The sequence below is a fragment of the Luteimonas dalianensis genome (assembly GCF_049339425.1).
Lineage (GTDB): Bacteria > Pseudomonadota > Gammaproteobacteria > Xanthomonadales > Xanthomonadaceae > Luteimonas > Luteimonas dalianensis.
Window position 1 is genome coordinate 223,724 of the sequence record NZ_JBMPPO010000006.1, and the last position, 22,375, is coordinate 246,098.

Below are 22,375 nucleotides of genomic sequence, written 5' to 3' on the forward strand. Positions count from 1 at the left end.
GGGCCTTGCCCGGTGTCTTTGGACGTGTGACCGGCGGCAGCCGGATATGCAGGCGATCGGGGGCGCAGGCGGGATCCAGCCATGCCGGTGCGACAACCGCGTCCGCGGGACAACCGCGGCCTTTGGCTCAATATCGTGGGAGGCTACAAGATGAAGCTTGCAACCGGATTGCCAATGCAGGTCAAGGCGCTCGCCGCCGCGACCGCGCTTTCCCTTTCGATGTCCGCATATGCCGCGGACGAGCTGTCCAACCTGCAGCTGGCGCAGAAGCCGATCAGGGGGCAGTACATCGTGGTTCTGAAGGAAGACACCGCCGCGCTGGCAAGCGAGGCGCTGCAGATGGGGCCCCAGGCTGCCCGTCCGCAGGTCGCCGAAGTCGCCACGTCGCTGGCGCGTTCGCATCGCCTGGACGTCGTGCACTCGTATGAGAACGTGTTGCGCGGGTTCGTGGCCCGTGCCGATGACAGGGCGCTGGCGCGCCTGCTTGCCGACCCGCGGGTCGAATTCGTCGAAGAGGACGGCATCGTCAGCATTTCGGCCACCCAGAACAACGCGACCTGGGGCCTGGATCGCATCGACCAGCGCAACCGGCCGCTCAACGGCACCTATGTGTACGACACCACCGCGTCCAACGTGCATGCCTACGTGATCGACACCGGCATCCGTGCCTCCCACAACGATTTCGGTGGCCGCGTGGGCAGCGGCTACAGCGCGATCAACGACGGCCGCGGCAGCAACGACTGCAACGGCCACGGCACCCACGTGGCCGGCACCGTCGGCGGCGCGACCTGGGGCGCGGCGAAGCAGGTCAGGCTGTACCCGGTGCGGGTGCTGGGCTGCAACGGCTCGGGCACCAATTCCGGCGTGATCGCCGGCATGGACTGGGTCGCCGGCAACCACACCAAGCCGGCGGTGGCCAACATGAGCCTGGGCGGCGGTGCCTCCACCGCGACCGACCAGGCCGTCACCCGCATGCGCAACGCCGGCGTCACGGTGGTGGTCGCCGCGGGCAATGACAGCGCCAACGCCTGCAGCTTCTCGCCGGCGCGCTCGACCTCGGCGATTACGGTCGGCTCGACCACCAGCACCGATGCACGCTCGTCGTTCTCCAACTACGGCAGCTGCGTGAACATCTTCGCCCCCGGCTCGTCGATCACCTCCGCCTGGCACACCAGCAATACGGCCACCAACTCCATCAGCGGCACTTCGATGGCGGCACCGCACGTGGCCGGCGCCGCGGCGCTGTACCTGGCCAACAACCCGGGCGCGACCCCGGCCCAGGTGGAAAGCGCGATCAACTCCAACGCGACCACCGGCGTGGTGGGCAATCCGGGCAGCGGCTCGCCCAACCGGCTGCTGTACTCCCGGTTCGGCGGCGGTGGCGGTGATCCGGGTCCCGGCCCGGGCCCCGGTCCCGGTGAGCTGGGCAACGGGGTGCCGGTGACGGGCGTTTCGGGTGGCAGCGGCAGCACCCAGTACTGGACGATCACGGTGCCGTCGGGCGCCACCAGCCTGACCATCAGCATGGCCGGTGGCAGCGGGGATGCCGACCTGTACGTGCGCCGCGGCGCGCAGCCGACCACCTCCACGTACGACTGCCGCCCGTACCGCTCCGGCAACAACGAGACCTGCACCTTCAACGCGCCGCAGGCCGGCGTGTACCACGTGATGGTGCGCGGCTACTCCTCGTTCTCCGGCGTGACCCTGACCGGCAGCTACCAGGCCGGGGGCGGCGGTGGCGGAAACCAGCTGCAGAACGGCGTGCCGGTCACCGGCCTGTCCGGAGCGGCGAACAGCGAACGCCGGTACACGTTCAACGTGCCGTCCGGTGCCAGCAACCTCGCCATCCGGATCAGCGGTGGCAGCGGTGACGCGGATCTGTACGTGCGCCGCAATGCCGCACCGACCACCTCCACCTATGACTGCCGTCCGTACCGGGCCGGCAACAACGAGGGCTGCACGGCTGCCTCGCCGCAGGCGGGCACCTACCACGTGCTCGTGCGGGGGTACCAGTCGTACTCCGGGGTCACCCTGACCGCCAGCCACGACTGACCTGGCGACTGCGTGACCATGCGGCCACCCCGGTACACTCGGGGTGGCCGCAACGTTTGTTGCAACACGGGTGGGTCATGGACACGGGCATCGAGCTGCCGGGCGACGGGCCCTGGCAGCGCTTCATCATCAAGTACCGGGGTGACAGCGAACCCGGTCGCGACACCCGGCAGGTGCAGGCGCGGCTGGATCGGGCCGCTGCCGCGGTGGCGCAGGGCGATGCGGGCGGGCTGCGGCTGTCATGGCTGCGCCGGCTCGGCATCGGTGCCGACGTGTTCAAGGCCGACCGGCCGCTGCAGCGCGCGGCCGCGCGGCGGCTGATGCAGGCGCTGGCGGCCGACCCCGACCTTGAATACCTGGAAGTCGATGGGCTGATGCAGGCTTACCCGCAGCCGGGCGGGTTGCCGGACGCGTCCTGAAACGCCGGCTCAGTCGACCGCTTCGAAGCGGTTGGCGTCCACGTTCTTGCGAACCCTGGCCGGATCCCAGATGCGCCCGTTCATGGCGATCCAGGTGCCGGCCGGCAGCGACTGCACCGCGCCAACCGCGGTGCCGATGTTGAACTCCGCGTCCGAGCCGCGGAAGCGGGCCGGGTTGAGGGCGCCGGTCAGCACGATGGTCTTGTCCAGTCCCTCCAGCGCGCGCGCCGTCTCCACCATCGAATCGGTGCCGTGGGTGATCAGCACGTGTCGGGTGGCCTGGGCGGCGATGGTGGCGCGGATCAGGCCGCGGTCGGCATTGGTCAGGTGCAGCGAGTCCTTGCGCAGGATCGGGATCACCCGGAACCGGAACGCCACGCCCAGCTCCTGCAGGATCCGCCCGATCTGCGGCTCGCCGACCTGGAAGTCCGACTTGTCGTCGAAATACACCTTGTCGATGGTGCCGCCGGTGGTGACGATCAGCAGCTCTTCCATTCGGGTTGTCCAGCCGGCAGCAGAGGGGCGGATATTCTAGCCGTCCGGGCCCGGCGGCGGAGCCGGCTTGCGGCCGAAGCGGGCCGACAGGCCCGGCCAGCTCGCCAGCAGCACGATCGCCACCGCCAGCACCACTTCGACCAGCGCGAACACGCGCACGGACGGGTCGCTCCAGGCATCCATCACCCCGTGGCTGAACCACAGCAGCCCCAGCACCCCCGACCAGAACCCGGCCAGGCGGCTGCCGCGCAGCACGCCAACGGCCAGCAGCAGCGGCGGGGCGATGAACACGATCAGCGCGGTGGCCAGGTGCCCGCGGCCGAGGAACCAGGCCGCGAACAGCGCCGCCAGCGCGAGCAGGGTGGCGCCGTGGAGCAGGCGGAGGGTGCGCGTGCTCATGGCGCCAGCCTCGCGGCCAGCGTCGCCACCCGCCTGCCCAGGGCGCGCGCAAGCTGCGCTTCTTCGTCCGTGGGCTGCGGGTCGTCGTCGCTGCCGGCCACGTGGCTGGCGCCATAGGGCGTGCCGCCGCTGCGGGTGGTGCTCAGCGCCGGCTCGGTGAACGGGATCCCCACCACGACGCAGCCGTGGTGCAGCAGCGGCACCAGCATCGACAGCAGGGTCGACTCCTGGCCGCCGTGCATGGTGGTGGTGGAAGTGAACACCCCGGCCGGCTTGCCCACCAGGGTGCCGCTGGCCCACTGCGCGCCCAGCCCGTCGATGCAGTGCTTGAGCGGCGCGGCCATGTTGCCGAAGCGGGTGGGGCTGCCCAGCAGCAGGCCGTCGCACTCGTCGAAGTCGGCGGCCTCCACGAACGGCGCGCCCTCGGCCGGCACCGGCGGCGCCGCGGTCTGCGTCACCGGCGCTACCGGCGGCACGGTGCGCAGGCGCGCGCTCGCGCCGTCCACTTCCTCCACGCCACGGGCGATCTGCCGCGCCAGCCGCGCCACCGAACCGTTGCGGCTGTAGTAGAGCACCAGGATCTCGGCCATCGTCGCCTCCGTGAAAGCGGCCAAGGATAGAGCAAGCAGCAATCCAGGGCGGGTGCGCTGGCGTGACCGCTCTTCGGGTAACCTCGCCCGGATGGAGCCTTTGGCCACCCTGCAACGCTGGAAGGAGCACCTGGTTGATCGCGCCCGCGCGCGCTCGTTCGCCCGCTTCCTCGGCCGCCGCTTCCTCGACGACCGCCTGTTCGAAGCGGCCGGCGCGCTTTCGTTCACCACCCTGCTGGCGCTGGTGCCCCTGTCGATCGTGGTGTTCGGCGTGCTCTCGGCGTTCCCGGTGTTCGAGCAGTGGAGCGAGATGCTGCGCGACTTCATCTTCGCCAACTTCGTGCCCAGTGCGGCGCAGGCGGTGGAGTCCTACCTGCTGCAGTTCTCGCTCAACACCGGCCAGCTGACCGCCGTGGGCGTGATCACCCTGGTGGTGACGGTGCTGATCACCCTGCAGGGGGTGGAGACCACGTTCAACCGTATCTGGCGGGTGAAGTCGGCGCGGCCGCAGATCTCGCGCTTCCTGGTGTACTGGACGGTGCTGACCCTGGGCGCGCTGGTGGCCAGCGCCTCGATCGCGGTGATGACCAGCGTGTTCGCGCTGGATATCTTCCGCACCGTGTCCGGGGCCTGGCTGCAGCGCAACCTGGTGGGGGCGGCGCCGTTCGTGATCGAGCTGGTGGCGATTGCCGCGATCTACCGGGTGGTGCCGCACCGCACGGTGAAGTGGAAGCATGCGTTCGCCGGTGCGCTGCTGGCGGCGGTGCTGCTGGAAGTGCTCAAGCGGCTGATCGCGCTGTACCTGGGCAGCTTCGATGCCTATGAGCGCATCTACGGTCAGGTCGCGTTCTTCCCGATCCTGCTGCTGTGGATCTACCTGGCCTGGGCCTCGGTGCTGCTGGGCGCGTCGTTCGCCGCCTCGGTGTCGGCGTTCCGCTACCAGCCGGCGGCGATGCGGCTGCCGGTGGGCTACGAGATGTTCGGCTTGCTGCGCCTGATCGGGCGCTTCGCCCAGGCGCGCCGCGAGGGGCGCGGGCTGCACACCGACGAGATCCAGCGGCTGGAGCCGTGCCTGACCGACAGCCTCATCCAGGAGCTGCTGGGCCAGCTGGGCGGGATCAGCCTGGTCACCCGCGCCGAGAGCGGCGAGTGGATCCTGGCCCGCGACCTGGACGAGCTGACCCTGGCCGAGCTGTACGACGCCTGCCAACTGCGGGTGCCGATCGCCGAGGCGCACCTGCCGTGCCGGGACGATGCGCTCGGCATCGCGGCCGCTGCGGCGGTCGACGAGCTGCGCATCCCCCTGCGCGAACACCTCAAGCGGCGGGTGGGCAGCCTGTATGAACCGATGAAGGAGGACACATGAAGATCCGCTGGTGGCTGGTTGCGATCCTGGGCTGCGGCCTGCTGGCCGGGTGCCAGCGCGAAGAGGCCGCGGAGGTGCCAGCGCCCACGCCCGCGCCGGAGCCGGTGCAGGCGGCCGACCCGGCAGAGGCGGACGACCCCGCCTTGCCCGACATGCCCGCGCTCCAGGTCACCACCCTGGACGGCCACGCCTGGGATCTGGCCGGCCAGCGCGGCAAGTGGGTGGTGGTGAACTACTGGGCCACCTGGTGCGCGCCGTGCCGGGAGGAAATGCCGGAGCTGTCCGCGCTGGCGAGCATGCGCGAGCACATCGAGGTGATCGGCCTGGCGTACGAGGAGATCGAGCCCGATGCGATGCAGGCGTTCCTGGACGAGTTCCCGGTCACCTATCCGATCGCCATCGTCGGCACCTACGACCCGCCGGCGGATTTCGATACCCCGCGCGGGCTGCCGATGACCTGGCTGATCGCACCGGACGGCAGCGTGGCCAGGCGCTTCCTGGGCCCCGTCCACGCCCGGGAGATCGAAGCCGCGATCGCCGAAGCCGGTGGGCCGGCGGTGCCTGCCGACCCGGAGGAAACCGCACCATGATCGCGGCGCGGTTCCTGGTCAGCGGCAGGGTGCAGGGCGTGTTCTATCGGGCCTCCACGCGCGAGCAGGCGCTGCGGCTGGGGCTGCGCGGGTACGCCGCGAACCTGGACGACGGCCGGGTGGAGGTGCTGGCCGCCGGCGAGGCGGACGCGGTCGAATCGCTGGCCGCGTGGCTGCGGCAGGGCCCGCCTGCCGCAGCGGTGACGGGCGTGGAGCGCAGCGCCGCCGACCCCGGAGAGGCGGCGGCAGGGTTCCACACCCGCTAGGACACCGGCTCCGGCTCGATGATTGGAGGCCTCGTCATCGGAGGCCTCCGTTCCGGCTTCAGCCGGCCGTATCCACCAGCACCAGCTCGGCATCCTCCAGCGCGGTCACGCGGATGCTTTCCACCTGGCTGATCGCGGCGCCGTCGCGTGCGTTGAGCACGACGTCTTCGATCTCGACCTTGCCGCTGGCCGGCACCAGGTAGCCGAAGCGGCCGCTGTCGGCGAAACGGTATTCCGTGCTTTCGCCCGCCTTGAGCGTGGCGCCGAGCACCCGCGCGTCGGTACGGATCGCAAGCGCGTCCTCGTCGCCCGCCATGCCGCTGGCCAGGGTCACGAAGCGGCCCGAGCGCTCGCCCCTGGGGAAGGGCTTGGCTCCCCACGAAGGCGCGCCGCCCTTCTCGTTGGGGAAGATCCAGATCTGGAAGATGCGGGTGACGCCCGGCTCCAGGTTATATTCGGAGTGGCGCACGCCGCTGCCCGCGCTCATTACCTGGACGTCGCCGGCCTCCGTGCGGCCCTTGTTGCCCAGGCTGTCCTGGTGGGTGATCGCGCCTTCGCGGACATAGGTGATGATCTCCATGTCCTCGTGCGGATGCGCCGGAAAGCCGGTGCCCGGCTGGATGGTGTCGTCGTTCCAGACCCGCAGCGCGCCCCAGTGGATGCGGGCGGGGTCGTGGTAACCGGCGAAGGAAAAGTGGTGTTTGGCATCGAGCCAGCCGTGGTTGGCTCCGCCGAGGGTTTCAAAGGGGCGATGTTCGATCATGGCGTTGTCTCCGTGGGGGAGGGCGTCTGGACGGCCATCGCAGGGCGAGGCGCGCGCGACGCGTCTGGTGAGGTCAGGGGTTCGCGTTTTCGATGGGTGCGGCCGCACCGGGCCCGGCGGCGGGCTGGCTGGCTGCCGGCGCAGGCGGCTCGCTGCGCTGATCCGGCGGAGCGGCGAGGGCGTAGGCGCAGCCGGCGAGCAGGGCGATGCCGAGGATGCCGTGGGACAAACGTTTCATGGGATGCCTCCCGGGGGCTGGGGTGGTGGGGCCAAGGCGGCTGCGCTGACCGGTAGATCCCAGAATATCGTTCTTTTTTTGGAATTAAATATCAGTGTATGAAACTATTGTTCCGTTGATGGAATCAATTAGCCGTAGCGTGCCCAAAGCCCCCGGCGTCCGGCCGGAGGGCATGATCAGAACAGCGTGCTGGCGCGCCCGGCGGCCGCGTTGCCCGGGTGCCTCTGGAGATGACCGGGTGCTTAGGCCGTTTCGGCGGCTTCGGCCTTGAATGCCGGGTAGTCGGTATATCCGGCTTCGCCGCCGCCGTAGAACGTGGCCGGGTCGGCCTCGGCCAGCGGCCAGCCGTTGCGCAGGCGCTCGACCAGGTCGGGGTTGGAAATGAACGGCCGGCCGAATGCGACCAGGTCGCCGAACCCGTTGTCCAGATCCGCCTCTGCCCCGGCCCTGTCGTAGTTGCCGGCGATGATGAAGGTGCCGCCGCAGGCCTGGCGGAATCGCCTGAGGAAGTCCCGTCCGGCGTTGGCGAGCAGGCTGCCGCGGTTGCTCAGGTGCACGTAGGCCAGGCTGCGCGGCTGCAGCTCGCGCGCAAGCGCCATCCAGGTGTCCGCCTCGCCGTCGAAGGCGGGCATGTCGAACACGCGGTTGAACGGCGAGACGCGCACGCCCGTGCGCTGGCTGCCGATCGCCCCGGCGACCGCGTCCGTGGTTTCCAGCAGCAGGCGCAGGCGGTTGTCGATCGACGCTCCGCCATAGCGATCGTCGCGGGTGTTGAGGCCGCCGTTGATGAACTGTTCGAACAGGTAGCCGTTGGCGCCGTGGATTTCCACGCCGTCGAAGCCGGCCTCGATCGCGTTGCGGGCCGCGGCCACGAAATCGGCGGTGACCTTCGGAATCTCATCCGTCTCCAGCGCGCGCGGGGTGCTGGCGGGCATCTGCCCGGGGGTGCCGTCCTCGCGGTAGCCGTAGGCGTTCACGCCGGCCGCGGCCACCGCCACCGGTGCCACCGGCGCGCGCTCGAACGGCTGCACCGAGCAGTGCGCCACCCGGCCCACGTGCCAGAGCTGGGCGAAGATGGCGCCGCCGCGCTCGTGCACGGCGGCGGTGACGGCCTTCCATCCCTGCACCTGGGCCGCGCTGTGCATGCCGGGCGTGAACAGGTAGCCGCGCGCCTGCTCGGAGACCTGGGCGCCCTCGGTGATGATCAGCCCGGCGTCCGCGCGCTGGCCGTAGTAGGTCGCCGTCAGCGCATCGGGCACGGTGCTGGGCGCCCGCGAGCGGGTCATGGGCGCCATCACGATGCGGTTGCGCAGCTTCAGCCCGCGCAGGTCATGGGTCTGGAACAGCTTGGACATGGAAAATCCGGGACTGGTGGCAGATGCCATCAATCTAAGGGTTCCCGGGCCCGTTTGAAGCCCGCCCGATGGAACGCAGGATCCCGGGCCAGTGCCCCGGCCCGGTGCCGGCCTGCGTCAGGCGCCGCGCGGCAGCACGGTCAGCACCCTGGCGACGAACTCGTGGAACTCCTCCAGATACTTGCGCAGGAAGTCGGCCGTGCCCTCGTTGGCGATCTCCCCGGCGTCGTTGATCATGCCGTCGCGGAACTGGATGTAGGCCTCCGGCGCGTTCATCTGCGGCGAGTTGAGGAAGCCCAGGATGCTGCGCAGGTGCTGCTGGCCCACCGCGGTGCCGATCGCACCGGGCGAAGTGCCGATCACCCCGGACGGGATGTTGGCGAAGGAGTTGGTGCCCCACGGGCGGCTGGCCCAGTCGATCGCGTTCTTCAGGCCGCCGGGGATCGAGCGGTTGTATTCCGGGGTCACGATCAGGATTGCGTCCGAGCCCTCGATCGCCTTCTTGAACCGCTTGCCTGCCTCGGGGTAATCGTCGTCGTAGTCGTAGCTGTACAGCGGCAGGTCCTTGAAGCTGATCTCGTGGAACTTCAGCTGTTCGGGCGCCAGCTTGAACATGGCGTTGGCGAGCTTGCGGTTGATCGACTCGGTGGCGAGGCTGCCGACGAGGTAGCCCACGTTGTAGGTCTTCATGCCTGTCTCCTGGAATGGGGATGGCTGCGCCAGCCGTGCCGGGCGCTGAGCGTGCGCAGGCACTCCTTCTATCACCGCCGGCGGCAAGCCGCCGTCAAGCCGTCAGGAACCGCCGGGTTCGTCGGGATAGGGTGCGAGCGGCTGCAGCACGCCGTAGCGCTCGGTGGCCGGCTTGCCCTTGAGCGGCGGCAGTTCGACGTCGTCGGGCGCCATGTGGGTGTCGGGCAGGCGGTCGAGCAGGTCGCGGATCAGGGTCAGGCGGCCGCGGCGCTGGTCGTTGAAGTCGACCAGTGTCCAGGGCGCGAAACCGGTATGGGTGGCCTGGAGCATGTCCTCCCGGGCCTGGGTGTAGTCGTGGTAGCGCTTGCGCGCCTCCACGTCGATCGGCGACAGCTTCCAGTGTTTGAGCGGGTTGTCGCCGCGTTCGGCGAAGCGCTCCTCCTGCTTCTCCTGGTCGCAGCACAGCCAGTACTTGAACAGCAGGATGCCGTCGTCCACCAGCTGGCGCTCGAACTCCGGCGCCTGCTTCAGGAACTGCTCCACCTGTGCCTCCGTGGCGAAGCCCATCACCTTCTCCACGCCGGCGCGGTTGTACCAGCTGCGGTCGAACAGGGTGATCTCCCCGGCCGCGGGCAGGTGCGGCACGTAGCGCTGGAAGTACCACTGGGCGCTTTCGTGCTCGCTGGGCTTGGGCAGGGCGACGACGTGGCACTGGCGCGGGTTGAGGTGTTCGGCGATGGCGTTGATGCTGCCGCCCTTGCCGGCGGTGTCGCGGCCTTCGAAGACCACCACGATCCGCTGCCCGCACTGCGCGGCCCAGTGGGCCATGTGCACCAGCTCGTGCTGCAGGGGCTTGAGCAGCTTGCGGTACCGCTTGCGCTTGAGTTTCTTCATGCCGCTACTCTACCGCGGCCTCGCGCAGGCGCGCGGCCCGCTCGGCCTGGGCGTCGTCCAGCGGCGGCGGGCGGGCCACCGCGGGCTGGATCTGGTGCTGCCAGCCGGGCAGCCGGGTGACGGCTTCGGCCGCCTTCCACAGGCCGTAGTTGATGCCCAGCAGCAGGTAGCCGCCGCTGAGCGAGACGTCCTCCACGCTGGGCGCCTCGTTCCAGTGGCGCTGGAACATGTTGGCGTCGGGATCGAACGTAGGCCGGAACGCGAAGGGGTCCACCCATTCCGGGCGCTTTTCGATCACCCGGACGGTCTCCAGTTCGGTGGTGGCGGGGCGTTGCGCCTGTTCGTCTGCCCCGGTGCTGTCCGCGCCGGTGGCGGCGGTGCCCGGCTCCTGCGCGAGCGCTGCGCTGCCCGCCAGGCACAGCGCAAGCAGCCACGCCCCCGCCAGGGGGGCCAGCCATCGCCGGCCCCGGCCGGTCTTCCGTGACCGCGGCGGTGCGGGGCGGATGGCCTATTCCTTCAGTCGCGGCCGCAGCGTGGCCAGGTTGCAGGGGCCGGTGCGCGAATCGAGCTGGCTGCGGATGATCTTGTCCCAGGCCGTGCGGCAGGCCGAGGTGGAGCCGGGCACGCAGAACACGAAGGTGGCGTTGGCCACCCCGGCGAACGCGCGCGACTGCAGCGACGAAGTGCCGATCTCCTCGAACGAAACCGCCCGGAACAGCTCGCCGAAGCCGGTCATCTCCTTGTCCAGCAGCGGCAGCAGCGCCTCGGGGGTGGAGTCGCGGCCGGTGAAGCCGGTGCCGCCGGTGACGATGACGCCGTCGATATCGTCATCGGCGATCCACTGCGACACCTGCGCGCGCAGCAGGTAGCGGTTGTCCGGCAGCAGGGCGCGGCCGGCCAGGCGGTGGCCTTCGGCCTGCAGGGCCGCAGCCAGCCAGTCGCCGGAGGTGTCGTTGTCGGGGGTGCGGCTGTCGGACACCGTCAGCACGCAGATCGAAAGCGGAACGCTGGAATCGGATGTGCTCATGGGCAAAGCGTAGCCGAGCGGGCCGGGCCGCGCCACGCGGCACGCGAGCGGATCAGGCGCCCGCGTCGGCCATGCTGGCCAGTTCCTCGGCCTGGTGCTCGCTGGCCAGGCGGTCGACCAGCGGATCCAGGCCGCCTTCGAGCACATTGGGCAGGTCGTACAGGGTCAGGCCTTCCACCCGGTGGTCGGTGATCCGGCCCTGCGGGTAGTTGTAGGTGCGGATGCGCTGGCTGCGGTCGCCGCTGCCGACCTGCAGCTTGCGGGCCTGCGCGGTGGCGGCGGCGCGGCGCGCGGCCTCGGCCTCGGCCAGGGTCGCCTTCAGCCGCTTCATGGCCTTGTCGCGGTTGGCGTGCTGGGAGCGCTCGGTCTGCGATTCGACCACGATGCCGCTGGGCAGGTGGGTGATGCGGATCGCCGAGTCGGTCTTGTTGACGTGCTGGCCGCCGGCGCCCGAGGAGCGGAAGGTGTCCACGCGCAGGTCGGCCGGGTTGATCTCCACCGGCTCGCCTTCCTCTTCCACGGCGATGATCGCCACGGTGGCGGCCGAGGTGTGGATGCGGCCCTGGGATTCGGTTTCCGGCACCCGCTGCACGCGGTGGGTGCCGGACTCGAACTTCAGCCGTGCATAGGCGCCTTCGCCCTCGACCCGGGCGATGACCTCCTTGAAGCCGCCGTGCTCGCCGGGGCTGGCCGACTCCACGTCCACCCGCCAGCCCTGGCGTTCGGCGTAGCGGGTGTACATGCGCAGCAGGTCGCCGGCGAAGATCGCGGCCTCGTCGCCGCCGGTGCCGGCGCGGATCTCCAGGTACAGGCCGCCGTCGTCGCGGGCGTCGCGCGGCACCAGCAGGCCCAGCAGCACGCCTTCCAGCTCCTGCAGGCGGGCGCTGGCGGCGGCGATCTCCTCTTCGGCCAGCTCGCCCAGCTCCGGGTCGCCGCGCATCGCCTCGGCGGCGGCCAGGTCGTCGCGCGCGCGGGCTTCTTCGGCCAGCGCGGTGGCCAGCGGTTCCAGGCGGGAGAACTCGCGCGAATAGGCGCGGAAGCGCTGCTGGTCGCCGGCGACTTCCGGGTCGGCGAGCAGGCGTTCGAGTTCGTCGCGGCGTTCGGCCAGCGCTTGGAGCTTATGGCGCAGGGTCGGCAGCATCGCGCAACCTGCGCACGGCGCGCATGTGGTCGGGGTGGAGGATGCGCTCGATGGCGCTGGCCAGCTCCAGGTTGCCGCCGCGGGCCGCCTCGCGCACCGCCGCGGTGGGGGCGTGCAGCAGGCGGTTGGTCAGGGCGTGGGCCAGATGTTCGATCACCTGTTCGGGGTCGTGCCCGGCGGCAAGCTGGCGGCGCGCCTTGTCCAGCGCGTCCACGCGTGCGTTCTCGCCGTGCGCGCGCAGCTTGCGCAGCGGCTCGTTGAGCGGGCCGGCGGCGAGCATCTCGGCGTAGCGCACCACCTGCAGCTCGACGATCGCCTCGGCCGCGTCGGCGGCCTCGCGGCGGTTGCGGCGGTTTTCCTGCACCGAGCGCTCCAGGTCGTCCACCGTGTACAGGTAGGCGTCCTTGAGCCCGGCCACGTCGGCGGCGATGTCGCGCGGCACCGCCAGGTCCAGCAGCAGCATCGGCCGGTGCCGGCGGGCCTTCAGCGCGGCCTCCACGTGGGAGCGGGTGATCACCGGCTCGCGGCTGGCGGTGGCCGAGAACACCACGTCGGCCTGGGCCAGGTGGCGGTCGAGTTCGGCCAGCGGCAGGGCCACGCCGCCGTGGCGGGAGGCCAGGTCCTGGGCGTGGGCCAGGGTGCGGTTGGCCACCAGCAGCCGCTTGGCGCGCGCCTGCACCAGGTGGCGCGCGGCCAGTTCGATGGTCTCGCCCGCGCCCACCAGCAATACGGTGGAGTCCTCCAGCCGGGCGAACGATTCCTGCGCCAGGCGCACCGCCACCGAGGCCACCGACACCGGGCTGTTGCCGATCCGGGTCTCGCTGCGGGCGCGCTTGGCGGTGACGAAGGCCTGCTGGAACAGGCGGTCGAGCTGGTTGCCCAGCGCGCCGGCACCGCGCGCGGTCACCCAGGCTTCCTTCACCTGGCCCAGGATCTGCGGCTCGCCCAGCACCAGCGAGTCCAGGCCGGTGGCCACCCGGAACAGGTGCCGCACCGCTTCGGCATCCACGTGCCGGTACAGGTAGGCCTCCAGGTCGCCGCCGCCTTCCGGGCGGCTGGCCAGCCAGCGGGCGATGGCCTCGCCTTCGTCGGTGGCCACCGCGTACAGCTCGGTGCGGTTGCAGGTGGACAGCAGTGCCGCCTCTCGAACCTCCGGCATCGCCCGCAGTTCCGCCAGCGCACGCGGCAGCGCATCGCCGGCGAACGCAACGCGTTCGCGCAGGGCAACCGGCGCGCTGTGGTGGTTGATGCCAAGGGCGATCAGGCTCATGGCGTGGGGCGGTGTCCGTTCAGTGGCTTGCGATAAGCTTGCTTCCGATCCCACCATTTTACGGCCGGCCCGCCCGCAATGCCCGTTCCTTCTGTAAAACGCCGCTTTCCGGCCGTGGGCCGGGGCGCGATCGGCAGTGTGCTGCGGGCCTGGTGGCTGGCCGCCGCGCTGCTGCTGCCCGCCGCAGCCGTGGCCGAAGCGCCCGGATCCGGGCAGGTCGGCGATGCCGTGGGCGCCACCATGGCGGCCGAATTCTCCCTGCGCGCCGGCAAGCTCAACGAAGCCGTCCGCTGGTACCTGCAGGCTTCCGAAGAGGTCGGGGGCGACGCCGCCCTGGTCGAGCGCGCAGTGCAGGTGGCGCTGGTCGACACCGACGACGAACTGCTCGGCCAGGCCCTGGAACAGTGGCGCGGGCTTGCGCCGTCCAGCCTGGCGATGCGTTCGGCGCAGGCCAACTGGCTGCTGCGCACCGGCCGCGAGCGCCGCGCCCGGCGCGAGCTGGAGCAGCTGCTGCGCGACCCGGATCAGCGGGCCTGGGGCTACGCGATCGGGGCGCTGCATGGCGGCACCCGCGACCAGGAGGCGTCGGCCCGGATCCTCGGCCGGCTGGTGGATTCGGATGCGATTCCCGACGACCTGCGCGCCTGGCTCGGCTTCGGCGGGCTGGCCCAGCGCTTCGGCGACGAGGCGCTTGCCGGCAGGATCGTGGACGAGGTGGTGCAGCGGTTCCCCGACGAGCCGCGGGTGGCGCTGCTGCGTGCGGCCCAGGCCCGCGAGAGCGGTGACGAAGAGGCCGCCCGGCAGGCGCTGCAGCGGGTGGAAGACACCGCGCTGGCGTCCCCGGAGCTGCGCGTGGCGATCGCCGCCGAGTACGAGCAGCTGGAAGAGCTGGGCGAAGCGGCGCGGATCATGGCCATGGGCCCGCAGGATGAACGCAGCTACGCCATGCGCGCCTCGCTGCTGGTGAGGGCCGGGGACATCCCGGCGCTGGAAGTGCTGTATTGGGAGCTCGAGCAGCGGGCCGATGCGCCGAACCCGGCCTGGCGGCTGCTGCTGGGCCAGCTGGCCGAGCACATGGAGCGACCGGCCGACGCCTTGGAGTGGTATCGCAGCGTGCCGGGCGGCCCGCAGCGCTCGATCGCCCGGCTGCGCGCGCCCAAGACGCTGTTCGACCTGGGCCGGCAGGACGAGGCGTTCGCCGAGCTGCGCGCGCTGCAGTCCGATGCCGAGGTCGACGAGGATCTGCGCCGCGATTCGCACCTGATGGAGGCCGAGTTGCGCCTGCAGGCCGGCGATGCCGACGGCGAGTTGGACGCCTACGCCCGCGGCCTGGCCGCCTGGCCCGACGAAGGCGCGCTGCTGTATGCGCGCGCGCTGATGTGGGAGCGGCGCGACGACATCGAGCGCGCCGAGGCCGACCTGCGGCGTCTGCTGGTGGCCGAGCCGGAAAACGTGCACGCGCTCAACGCGCTGGGCTACACCCTGGCCGACCGCACCGGGCGCTACGAGGAGGCGCTGGAGCTGATCGACCGCGCGCGCCTGGCCGAGCCCGACAACGCCCACATCATCGACAGCTACGGCTGGGTGCTCTACCGCCTGGGTCGCCACGAGGAGGCGCTGGTGGAGCTGCGCCGGGCTTGGTCGATGCTCAAGGATGCCGAGGTGGCCGCCCACGTGGCCGAGGTGCTGTGGGTGACCGGGCGCCGGGACGAAGCCCGCGAATTCTTCGAGCGGGCGAACGCGCTGGATCCGGAGAACCGCTCCCTGCTCAGGTCGCTGGAGATGACCGGGGTGGAGCTGTGAGCGCGCTGGTGCGCGTGGCCTGCGTGTTCGCGCTGGCGCTGCTGGCGGGCTGCGCGACCCGGCCCGTGCAGGCCCCGGACGCGGCGGCGCTGTCGGGCCCGGCGCTGGCCGCGGCCACCGCGCGGGTCGACGCGCGCGAGGCGCTGCTGGCCGGATCCGGATCGCTGGCGTTCAGCGGCCGGGTCGCGCTGAGCAACGGCAGCGACGGCGGCAACGGCAGGATCGAGTGGTGGCAGGCCGGCGATACCTACCAGGTGATGCTCAGGGCGCCGGTCACCCGCCAGGGCTGGAGCCTGACCGCCGACGCCGGCGGCGCCCGCATCGAAGGACTGGATGGCGGCCCCCTTGTAGGGCCGGATCCGTCCGGGCTGCTGCTGGAAGCCACCGGCATGGACGTGCCGGTCGATGCGCTGGCGGCGTGGGCCGCCGGCACCCGCGCCGACCCGGCCGCGCACGGCCCGGCCCGGCTGGAGTTCACCGCCGAGGGCCGGCTGGTGCGGATTCGCCAGGGCGGCTGGACGATTGATTATGTGAACTGGCAGCCCGAGGCCGACGGACAGGCTGCGGAGCCGCTGCCCCGGCGGGTCGATGCCGCGCGCGGCCAGGCGCGGGTGCGGCTGGTGGTGGACGAGTGGACGCTGGGCGCGCCCGCGCCCGGCGGGGCCTGATCCGGTGGCGGCGGACGCGGTGGCCGGCTGGAGCGAGTGGCCGGCGCCGGCCAAGCTGAACCTGTTCCTGCGCATCACCGGGCGCCGCGCGGACGGCTACCACCAGCTGCAGACGGTCTTCAGGATCCTGGACTGGGGCGACACGGTGCGCCTGCGTCCGCGCGCCGACGGCGCGATCGTGCGCCACGGCCGGGCCCTGGCGGGGGTTCCCGAATCCGCCGACCTGCTGCTGCGCGCGGCCCGGCTGCTGCAGCAGGAGACCGGCGCGGGACAGGGCGCGGACATCGGCGTGGACAAGCGCATTCCCATGGGCGGCGGCTTCGGCGGCGGCTCCTCGGACGCGGCCACCGTGCTGGTGGCACTGGATCGGCTCTGGGGCACCGGCCTTGGCCCGGCCGGGCTGGCGGAGCTGGGGCTGCGGCTGGGCGCGGACGTGCCGGTGTTCGTGCACGGGCGCAACGCCTGGGCCGAGGGCGTGGGGGAGCGGCTGACCCCGGTGGAGCTGCCCCCGGCCTGGTACCTGCTGGCCGACCCGGGCGTGGCCGTGGCCACCGCCGATCTGTTCCAGGCCCCCGAATTGACGCGCGATGCCGCGCCCGCGACAATATCCGACTTTGTTTCGGGAGCTCCGCTCGGCAATGCGTTCGAGCCGGTGCTGCGCCGCCGTGAACCGGCCGTGGAGGCCGCCTTCGCCGCGCTGGCGCGCGTCGGCACGCCGCATCTGACCGGGACCGGCAGCGGCTGCTTCGTCGAATTCGCCACCCGCGAGGACGCCGAAGCCGCGCTCGCCGCGCTGCCACCCGGCCTGCGGGCGTGGGTCGCGGCCGGCACGGCGCGCTCGCCACTGCTGGACGCGACCGGACACGCGAATCCACAGGGGCGTCGCCAAGAGGTCCAAGGCACCGGGTTTTGATCCCGGCATTCGCAGGTTCGAATCCTGCCGCCCCTGCCACTGCGGCACCCAACCGTCACGGCCATTGCAATGCGCACATCCCACATGAAGGAAGATCGCAACATCCTGGTCTTCTCCGGCAACGCCAACCGGCCGCTGACCCAGGCCGTGTGCCGCCAGCTGGGCGCCCGCCAGGGCAAGGCGCTGGTGTCGAAGTTCTCCGACGGCGAGGTCCAGGTCGAGATCGAGGAGAACGTGCGCCGGCAGGAGGTGTTCGTGCTCCAGTCCACCTGCGCGCCGACCGCCGAGCACCTGGTCGAGCTGACGGTGCTGGTGGACGCGCTCAAGCGCGCCTCGGCGGCCAGCGTGACCGCGGTGATGCCGTATTTCGGCTACGCCCGCCAGGATCGCCGCCTGCGTTCCTCGCGGGTGCCGATCACGGCCAAGGTGGCGGCCAAGATCATCGGCGCGGTCGGCACCGACCGGGTGCTGACCATCGACCTGCACGCGGACCAGATCCAGGGCTTTTTCGATATTCCGGTCGACAACGTCTACGCCTCGCCGCTGCTGCTGGCCGACATCTGGCGCGCGCACGGCACCGACAACATGGTGGTGGTCAGCCCCGACGTGGGCGGCGTGGTCCGCGCCCGCGCCATCGCCAAGCGCCTGGACGACGCCGACCTGGCGATCATCGACAAGCGTCGCCCCCGCGCCAACGTGGCCACGGTAATGAACATCATCGGCGACGTGCAGGGCAAGACCTGCGTGCTGGTCGACGACATCGTCGACACCGCCGGCACCCTGTGCGCCGCGGCCGCCGCGCTCAAGGACAACGGCGCCACCAAGGTCGTGGCCTACTGCACCCATCCGGTGCTGTCGGGCGCGGCGATCGAGAACATCAGCCGCTCCCGGCTCGACGAGCTGGTGGTGACCGACACCATCCCGCTGTCGGAGGCCGCCGCGGCCTGCGAGCGCATCCGCCAGCTCAGCGTCGCCGAGCTGCTGGGCGAAACCATCCGCCGCATCGCGTTCGGCGAATCGGTCAGCTCGCTGTACGTGGATTGACGATTTTCCAAGGCTCCCCTGGTCGCGGGGGAGCCGCCCAGCCGCCGCGAGGCGGCCCATCAACCAAGGTAGTTACAACGACATGTCCAAGACTCATGAAATCAAGGTCCAGCGCCGCGAGGACGGGGGGAAGGGTGCGAGCCGCCGCCTCCGCCGCGACGGCCTGGTGCCGGCGATCGTCTACGGTGGCGATCTGGCCCCGGTCAACATCCAGCTCAGCCACAACGAAGTGCTGCTGGCCAGCGAGCACGACTGGTTCTATTCGTCGATCCTCGACCTGAGCCTGGACGGCGACGTGCAGGCGGTGCTGCTGCGCGACCTCCAGCGCCACCCCTACAAGCAGCAGATCATGCACCTGGACTTCCAGCGCGTGGATGCCAGCCAGACCCTGCGCACCGCGGTGCCGCTGCACTTCATCAACGAGGAGAACTCCCCGGCGGGCAAGCTGGCCGACGTGCTGGTCAGCCACGAGCTCAGGGAAGTCACCGTCGAGTGCCTGCCGAAGAACCTGCCGGCCTCGATCGAGGTGGACCTGTCGGCGCTGGAGCTGGGCGACACCCTCTACCTGTCGGACATCAAGCTGCCCGAGGGCGTCGAGATCCCGCAGCTGGCCCTGGGCAAGGATCACGACGATGCGATCGTGACCGCGCGCCCGGCCCGCGTCGAGGTCGAGGAAGAGGAGACGGCCGAGGGCGAGGAGCAGTCCGCCGAAGTGCCGGCCGCCAAGGTCTCCGACGACGACGGCAAGAAGGACGAGTAAGCGCCGTTGCCATCGCGCCCGCTACGGGCGCGATGGCCAGGCGCCTGCGCGATGGCGGAACTTCGTCTCATCGTCGGGCTGGGCAATCCCGGCCAGGAATATGCGCGAACCCGGCACAACGCCGGGTTCCGTTTCGTGGACGCCCTGGCGGAGCGGGCGGGCGGGTCGTTCCGCCTGGATTCCAAGCTGTTCGGCGAGAGCGCGCAGGTGCAGGTGGGGGGCCAGGCGGTGCGCCTGCTCCGGCCGGCCACCTTCATGAACCTGTCCGGGAAATCGGTGCTGGCGGCGCTGCAGTACTGGAAGATCGAACCCGAGCAGGCGCTGCTGGCCCACGACGAGCTGGATCTGCCGCCGGGCACCGCGCGGCTCAAGTTCGACGGCGGCCACGGCGGCCAGAACGGGCTGCGCGACACCATGCGCCTGCTTGGCCACGGCCGTTTCCACCGCTTGCGCATCGGCATCGGCCATCCCGGCCACAAGGACCGGGTCACCCCGTGGGTGCTCGGCCGTCCGTCCGCGGACGACGACATCCTGATCGAACGCGCCATCGACGAGGCTCTGGACGTACTGCCGCTGGCAGTGCAGGGCAACTTCATGGACGCGATGACCCGGCTGCATACGCCGAAGAGCTGAGGATCCAATGGGTATCAAATGCGGCATCGTCGGCCTGCCGAACGTCGGCAAGTCGACCCTTTTCAACGCGCTGACCAGGGCGGGCATCGCCGCGGCCAACTTCCCGTTCTGCACCATCGAGCCGAACGTGGGCGTGGTGCCGGTGCCCGATCCGCGCCTGGGCCAGCTGGCCGACATCGTGAAGCCGCAGAAGGTGCTGCCCACGGTGATGGAGTTCGTCGACATCGCCGGGCTGGTGGCCGGGGCGTCGAGCGGGGAGGGGCTGGGCAACAAGTTCCTGGCCCACATCCGCGAGGTCGACGCCATCGCCCACGTGGTGCGCTGCTTCGAGCACGGCGACATCGTCCACGTGGCCGGCAAGGTGGATCCGGTCTCGGACATCGAGACCATCGACACCGAGCTGGCCCTGGCCGACCTGGACTCGGTGGAAAAGGCGCGCCAGCGCGCCGAGCGCTCGGCCAAGGGCGGCGACAAGGAGGCCATTGCCCGGCTGCCGGTGCTGGAAAAGCTGAACAAGGCCCTGGCCGACGGCATCCCGGCCCGCGCGGCCGGCCTGGACGAGGAGGAGCGCGCGCTGGTGCGCGACCTGTTCCTGCTCACCCTTAAGCCGGTGATGTACGTGGCCAACGTGCTCGAGGACGGCTTCCAGGACAATCCGCACCTGGACGCGGTGCGGGCCCGGGCCGAGGCGGAGGGCTCGGAGGTCGTGCCGGTGTCGGCGGCGATCGAGGAAGAGCTGGCGCAGCTGGACGAGGCCGACCGCGACGAGTTCCTGGCCGACCTGGGCCTGGACGAGCCCGGCCTGAACCGGGTGATCCGCGCCGCCTACCGCCTGCTGGGCCTGCAGACCTACTTCACCGCCGGGGTCAAGGAGGTACGCGCCTGGACGGTGAAGGCCGGCTCGACCGCGCCCCAGGCCGCCGGGGTGATCCACACCGACTTCGAAAAAGGCTTCATCCGCGCCGAAACCATGGCCTTCGACGACTTCATCCGCTACGGCGGCGAGGCGGGGGCCAAGGAGGCCGGCCGGCTGCGCCTGGAGGGCAAGGAGTACCGCGTCCAGGAGGGCGACGTCCTGCATTTCCGCTTCAACGTCTGACCCCGTCCGGGGCCGCCGGAGGGCGAAAACGCCCGATTGGCCATTCCGGCGTTGACATGCGCTCCGGTTGTGGCGAAAATTACGGGCTGTTTCACCGGCTTCAAGAAATTGCCCGGGAGGGATACCCAAGCGGCCAACGGGGGCAGACTGTAAATCTGCTGGCTTACGCCTTCGGTGGTTCGAATCCACCTCCCTCCACCAAGATGTTCCGCGCGGCGCGGGAGTAGTTCAATGGTAGAACCTCAGCCTTCCAAGCTGATGGTGCGGGTTCGATTCCCGTCTCCCGCTCCATTGCGCTTTACCCCGCGGCGCGGTCGCAGTACAGGCAACACGGCAACACGTTCCAGCAACAGCTTCAACACGCTCACGTAGCTCAGTCGGTAGAGCACCTCCTTGGTAAGGAGGAGGTCGATGGTTCGATTCCATTCGTGAGCACCATTTCAGGGGCGTCCCCCAGGGGCGCCATCGTTCCCCCAATCCACTTCAGTTCCGAGATACGCAACCATGGCCAAAGGCAAGTTCGAGCGCACCAAGCCCCACGTGAACGTGGGCACGATCGGTCACGTTGACCACGGCAAGACGACGCTGACCGCGGCGCTGACCAAGGTGGGCGCGGAGCGTTTTGGCGGCGAGTTCAGCGCGTACGACGCGATCGACCGCGCGCCGGAAGAGAAGGCGCGTGGCATCACGATCTCGACCTCGCACGTGGAGTACGAGTCCGAGACGCGCCACTACGCGCACGTGGACTGCCCGGGCCACGCCGACTACGTGAAGAACATGATCACGGGTGCGGCGCAGATGGACGGCGCGATCCTGGTGTGCTCGGCCGCCGACGGCCCGATGCCGCAGACGCGCGAGCACATCCTGCTGGCGCGCCAGGTGGGCGTTCCGTACATCGTGGTATTCCTGAACAAGGCCGACATGGTCGACGACGAGGAGCTGCTGGAGCTCGTCGAGATGGAAGTGCGCGAGCTGCTGTCCAAGTACGAGTTCCCGGGCGACGACACCCCGATCATCAAGGGTTCGGCGCTCAAGGCGCTGGAAGGCGACCAGTCCGACATCGGCGTTCCGGCGATCCTGAAGCTGGTGGACGCGCTGGACAGCTGGATCCCGGAGCCCGAGCGCGACGTGGACAAGAACTTCCTGATGCCGGTCGAGGACGTGTTCTCGATCTCGGGCCGCGGCACCGTGGTGACCGGGCGCATCGAGCGCGGCGTGATCAAGGTGGGCGAGGAAGTCGAGATCGTCGGCATCCGCCCGACCACCAAGACCACGGTGACCGGCGTTGAGATGTTCCGCAAGCTGCTCGACCAGGGCCAGGCGGGCGACAACGCGGGCCTGCTGCTGCGCGGCACCAAGCGTGACGACGTGGAGCGCGGCCAGGTGCTGGCCAAGCCGGGTTCGATCACCCCGCACACCAGCTTCGAGGCCGAGGTGTACGTGCTGAGCAAGGACGAGGGCGGCCGTCACACGCCGTTCTTCAAGGGCTACCGCCCGCAGTTCTACTTCCGCACCACGGACATCACCGGCGCCGTCACCCTGCCCGAGGGCGTTGAGATGGTGATGCCGGGCGACAACGTGAAGATGTCGGTTGAGCTGATCAACCCGGTGGCGATGGACGAGGGCCTGCGCTTCGCGATCCGCGAAGGCGGCCGCACCGTCGGCGCCGGCGTGGTGGCCAAGATCGTCAAGTGATGACCTGACCCGGTGCGCCTCCGGGCGCACGGGAAAAGCCGGTCACCAGGCAAGGCGGCGCAAGCCGCCGTTGCCTTTTCCAAGGCCGGCGCCAAAACGATACGCCAGTAGCTCAATTGGCAGAGCAGCGGTCTCCAAAACCGCAGGTTGGGGGTTCGAGTCCCTCCTGGCGTGCCACACGCGATCCATGCCACGGGCTGCAAGC

General features: G+C 70.5%; 25 protein-coding genes and 5 tRNA genes. 18 read left to right on the forward strand and 12 right to left on the reverse strand.

Going from position 1 to position 22,375, the window contains the following annotated elements; translation table 11 throughout:
• The first annotated feature begins 150 nt into the window (after positions 1-150).
• Both ACOZ90_RS10665 and ACOZ90_RS10670 read left to right on the forward strand, forming a co-directional pair.
• Positions 151-2,052 (forward strand): S8 family peptidase, encoded by a 1,902-nt coding sequence (locus ACOZ90_RS10665; RefSeq protein WP_422893630.1) that lies wholly within the window; start codon positions 151-153, stop codon positions 2,050-2,052.
• 77 nt (positions 2,053-2,129) lie between these two features.
• Complete coding sequence (locus ACOZ90_RS10670) at positions 2,130-2,471, forward strand: hypothetical protein (protein ID WP_422893631.1); 342 nt, start codon at positions 2,130-2,132, stop codon at positions 2,469-2,471.
• A gap of 9 nt (positions 2,472-2,480) precedes the next feature.
• Here ACOZ90_RS10670 and ACOZ90_RS10675 read toward each other — a convergent pair whose 3' ends face one another.
• Genes ACOZ90_RS10675 through wrbA form a run of 3 tightly spaced genes read right to left on the reverse strand, consistent with a single transcriptional unit; the run spans position 2,481 to position 3,955 of the window.
• Positions 2,481-2,966, reverse strand: a complete 486-nt coding sequence (locus ACOZ90_RS10675; protein ID WP_422893632.1) for an asparaginase domain-containing protein — start codon at positions 2,964-2,966, stop codon at positions 2,481-2,483.
• Between the two features lie 36 nt (positions 2,967-3,002).
• The gene (locus ACOZ90_RS10680) at positions 3,003-3,365 is read right to left on the reverse strand and encodes a DUF2069 domain-containing protein (protein ID WP_422893633.1); all 363 of its coding nucleotides are present in this window, start codon (positions 3,363-3,365) and stop codon (positions 3,003-3,005) included.
• Complete coding sequence (gene wrbA, locus ACOZ90_RS10685) at positions 3,362-3,955, reverse strand: NAD(P)H:quinone oxidoreductase (RefSeq protein ID WP_422893634.1); 594 nt, start codon at positions 3,953-3,955, stop codon at positions 3,362-3,364. Before wrbA ends, ACOZ90_RS10680 begins: the two co-directional genes overlap by 4 nt.
• A 91-nt stretch (positions 3,956-4,046) precedes the next feature.
• Here wrbA and ACOZ90_RS10690 point away from each other — a divergent pair, with 91 nt between their 5' ends.
• From ACOZ90_RS10690 to ACOZ90_RS10700, 3 genes are read left to right on the forward strand one after another with little or no spacing between them, the layout of a single operon-like run.
• Positions 4,047-5,321 carry a YihY family inner membrane protein gene (locus ACOZ90_RS10690; RefSeq protein WP_422893635.1) on the forward strand — a complete coding sequence of 425 codons (1,275 nt, stop codon included), beginning with the start codon at positions 4,047-4,049 and terminating at the stop codon, positions 5,319-5,321.
• Complete coding sequence (locus tag ACOZ90_RS10695; RefSeq protein WP_422893636.1) at positions 5,318-5,911, forward strand: TlpA family protein disulfide reductase; 594 nt, start codon at positions 5,318-5,320, stop codon at positions 5,909-5,911. Before ACOZ90_RS10690 ends, ACOZ90_RS10695 begins: the two co-directional genes overlap by 4 nt.
• Positions 5,908-6,177, forward strand: coding sequence for an acylphosphatase (locus ACOZ90_RS10700; RefSeq protein ID WP_422893637.1), 270 nt, complete (start codon positions 5,908-5,910; stop codon positions 6,175-6,177). Before ACOZ90_RS10695 ends, ACOZ90_RS10700 begins: the two co-directional genes overlap by 4 nt.
• 58 nt (positions 6,178-6,235) lie before the next feature.
• Here the strand turns inward: ACOZ90_RS10700 and ACOZ90_RS10705 are convergent, their stop codons facing one another.
• From ACOZ90_RS10705 to hemA, 9 genes are all read right to left on the reverse strand, one after another.
• Entirely contained in the window at positions 6,236-6,940 is a 705-nt protein-coding gene (locus ACOZ90_RS10705; RefSeq protein WP_422893638.1) for a pirin family protein, read from the reverse strand.
• Positions 6,941-7,013: 73 nt separating this feature from the next.
• Positions 7,014-7,178: a hypothetical protein gene (locus ACOZ90_RS10710; RefSeq protein ID WP_422893639.1), complete on the reverse strand. Its 165-nt coding sequence runs from the start codon at positions 7,176-7,178 to the stop codon at positions 7,014-7,016.
• A gap of 242 nt (positions 7,179-7,420) precedes the next feature.
• On the reverse strand, positions 7,421-8,533 hold the full coding sequence (locus ACOZ90_RS10715; RefSeq protein ID WP_422893640.1) for an alkene reductase: 1,113 nt from the start codon (positions 8,531-8,533) through the stop codon (positions 7,421-7,423).
• A gap of 117 nt (positions 8,534-8,650) precedes the next feature.
• Positions 8,651-9,223 carry an NADPH-dependent FMN reductase gene (locus ACOZ90_RS10720; protein ID WP_422893641.1) on the reverse strand — a complete coding sequence of 191 codons (573 nt, stop codon included), beginning with the start codon at positions 9,221-9,223 and terminating at the stop codon, positions 8,651-8,653.
• 102 nt (positions 9,224-9,325) lie between these two features.
• Positions 9,326-10,117, reverse strand: coding sequence for a polyphosphate kinase 2 (gene ppk2, locus ACOZ90_RS10725; RefSeq protein ID WP_422893642.1), 792 nt, complete (start codon positions 10,115-10,117; stop codon positions 9,326-9,328).
• Positions 10,118-10,121: 4 nt separating this feature from the next.
• Positions 10,122-10,415 (reverse strand): hypothetical protein, encoded by a 294-nt coding sequence (locus tag ACOZ90_RS10730; RefSeq protein ID WP_422893643.1) that lies wholly within the window; start codon positions 10,413-10,415, stop codon positions 10,122-10,124.
• 210 nt (positions 10,416-10,625) lie between these two features.
• Positions 10,626-11,144, reverse strand: coding sequence for a molybdenum cofactor biosynthesis protein B (gene moaB, locus ACOZ90_RS10735; RefSeq protein ID WP_422893644.1), 519 nt, complete (start codon positions 11,142-11,144; stop codon positions 10,626-10,628).
• 52 nt (positions 11,145-11,196) lie between these two features.
• Positions 11,197-12,285, reverse strand: a complete 1,089-nt coding sequence (gene prfA, locus ACOZ90_RS10740; RefSeq protein ID WP_422893645.1) for a peptide chain release factor 1 — start codon at positions 12,283-12,285, stop codon at positions 11,197-11,199.
• Positions 12,263-13,555 (reverse strand): glutamyl-tRNA reductase, encoded by a 1,293-nt coding sequence (gene hemA, locus ACOZ90_RS10745; RefSeq protein ID WP_422893646.1) that lies wholly within the window; start codon positions 13,553-13,555, stop codon positions 12,263-12,265. The genes prfA and hemA overlap by 23 nt, the downstream gene beginning before the upstream one ends.
• A 78-nt stretch (positions 13,556-13,633) precedes the next feature.
• Here hemA and ACOZ90_RS10750 point away from each other — a divergent pair, with 78 nt between their 5' ends.
• From ACOZ90_RS10750 to ACOZ90_RS10810, 13 genes are all read left to right on the forward strand, one after another.
• On the forward strand, positions 13,634-15,358 hold the full coding sequence (locus tag ACOZ90_RS10750; RefSeq protein ID WP_422893647.1) for a tetratricopeptide repeat protein: 1,725 nt from the start codon (positions 13,634-13,636) through the stop codon (positions 15,356-15,358).
• A complete protein-coding gene (lolB, locus tag ACOZ90_RS10755; protein ID WP_422893648.1) occupies positions 15,355-16,026 on the forward strand; it encodes a lipoprotein insertase outer membrane protein LolB in 672 nt (223 codons plus the stop codon). Before ACOZ90_RS10750 ends, lolB begins: the two co-directional genes overlap by 4 nt.
• A 4-nt stretch (positions 16,027-16,030) precedes the next feature.
• The gene (gene ispE, locus ACOZ90_RS10760; RefSeq protein ID WP_422893649.1) at positions 16,031-16,939 is read left to right on the forward strand and encodes a 4-(cytidine 5'-diphospho)-2-C-methyl-D-erythritol kinase; all 909 of its coding nucleotides are present in this window, start codon (positions 16,031-16,033) and stop codon (positions 16,937-16,939) included.
• Positions 16,902-16,978: transfer RNA gene (locus tag ACOZ90_RS10765), tRNA-Gln, on the forward strand. The genes ispE and ACOZ90_RS10765 overlap by 38 nt, the downstream gene beginning before the upstream one ends.
• A 45-nt stretch (positions 16,979-17,023) precedes the next feature.
• Positions 17,024-17,983, forward strand: a complete 960-nt coding sequence (locus tag ACOZ90_RS10770; protein WP_422893650.1) for a ribose-phosphate diphosphokinase — start codon at positions 17,024-17,026, stop codon at positions 17,981-17,983.
• An 82-nt stretch (positions 17,984-18,065) separates the two neighbouring features.
• On the forward strand, positions 18,066-18,743 hold the full coding sequence (locus ACOZ90_RS10775; RefSeq protein ID WP_422893651.1) for a 50S ribosomal protein L25/general stress protein Ctc: 678 nt from the start codon (positions 18,066-18,068) through the stop codon (positions 18,741-18,743).
• Positions 18,744-18,794: 51 nt separating this feature from the next.
• Positions 18,795-19,376: an aminoacyl-tRNA hydrolase gene (gene pth / locus ACOZ90_RS10780; protein WP_422893652.1), complete on the forward strand. Its 582-nt coding sequence runs from the start codon at positions 18,795-18,797 to the stop codon at positions 19,374-19,376.
• A 7-nt stretch (positions 19,377-19,383) separates the two neighbouring features.
• A complete protein-coding gene (gene ychF, locus ACOZ90_RS10785; protein WP_422893653.1) occupies positions 19,384-20,475 on the forward strand; it encodes a redox-regulated ATPase YchF in 1,092 nt (363 codons plus the stop codon).
• 115 nt (positions 20,476-20,590) lie between these two features.
• A tRNA-Tyr gene (locus tag ACOZ90_RS10790) sits at positions 20,591-20,676 on the forward strand.
• Positions 20,677-20,692: 16 nt separating this feature from the next.
• Positions 20,693-20,766: transfer RNA gene (locus ACOZ90_RS10795), tRNA-Gly, on the forward strand.
• A gap of 71 nt (positions 20,767-20,837) precedes the next feature.
• Positions 20,838-20,913: transfer RNA gene (locus ACOZ90_RS10800), tRNA-Thr, on the forward strand.
• Positions 20,914-20,979: 66 nt separating this feature from the next.
• Positions 20,980-22,170: an elongation factor Tu gene (gene tuf / locus ACOZ90_RS10805; protein ID WP_422893654.1), complete on the forward strand. Its 1,191-nt coding sequence runs from the start codon at positions 20,980-20,982 to the stop codon at positions 22,168-22,170.
• A gap of 101 nt (positions 22,171-22,271) precedes the next feature.
• Positions 22,272-22,347: transfer RNA gene (locus ACOZ90_RS10810), tRNA-Trp, on the forward strand.
• Positions 22,348-22,375 lie beyond the last annotated feature (28 nt).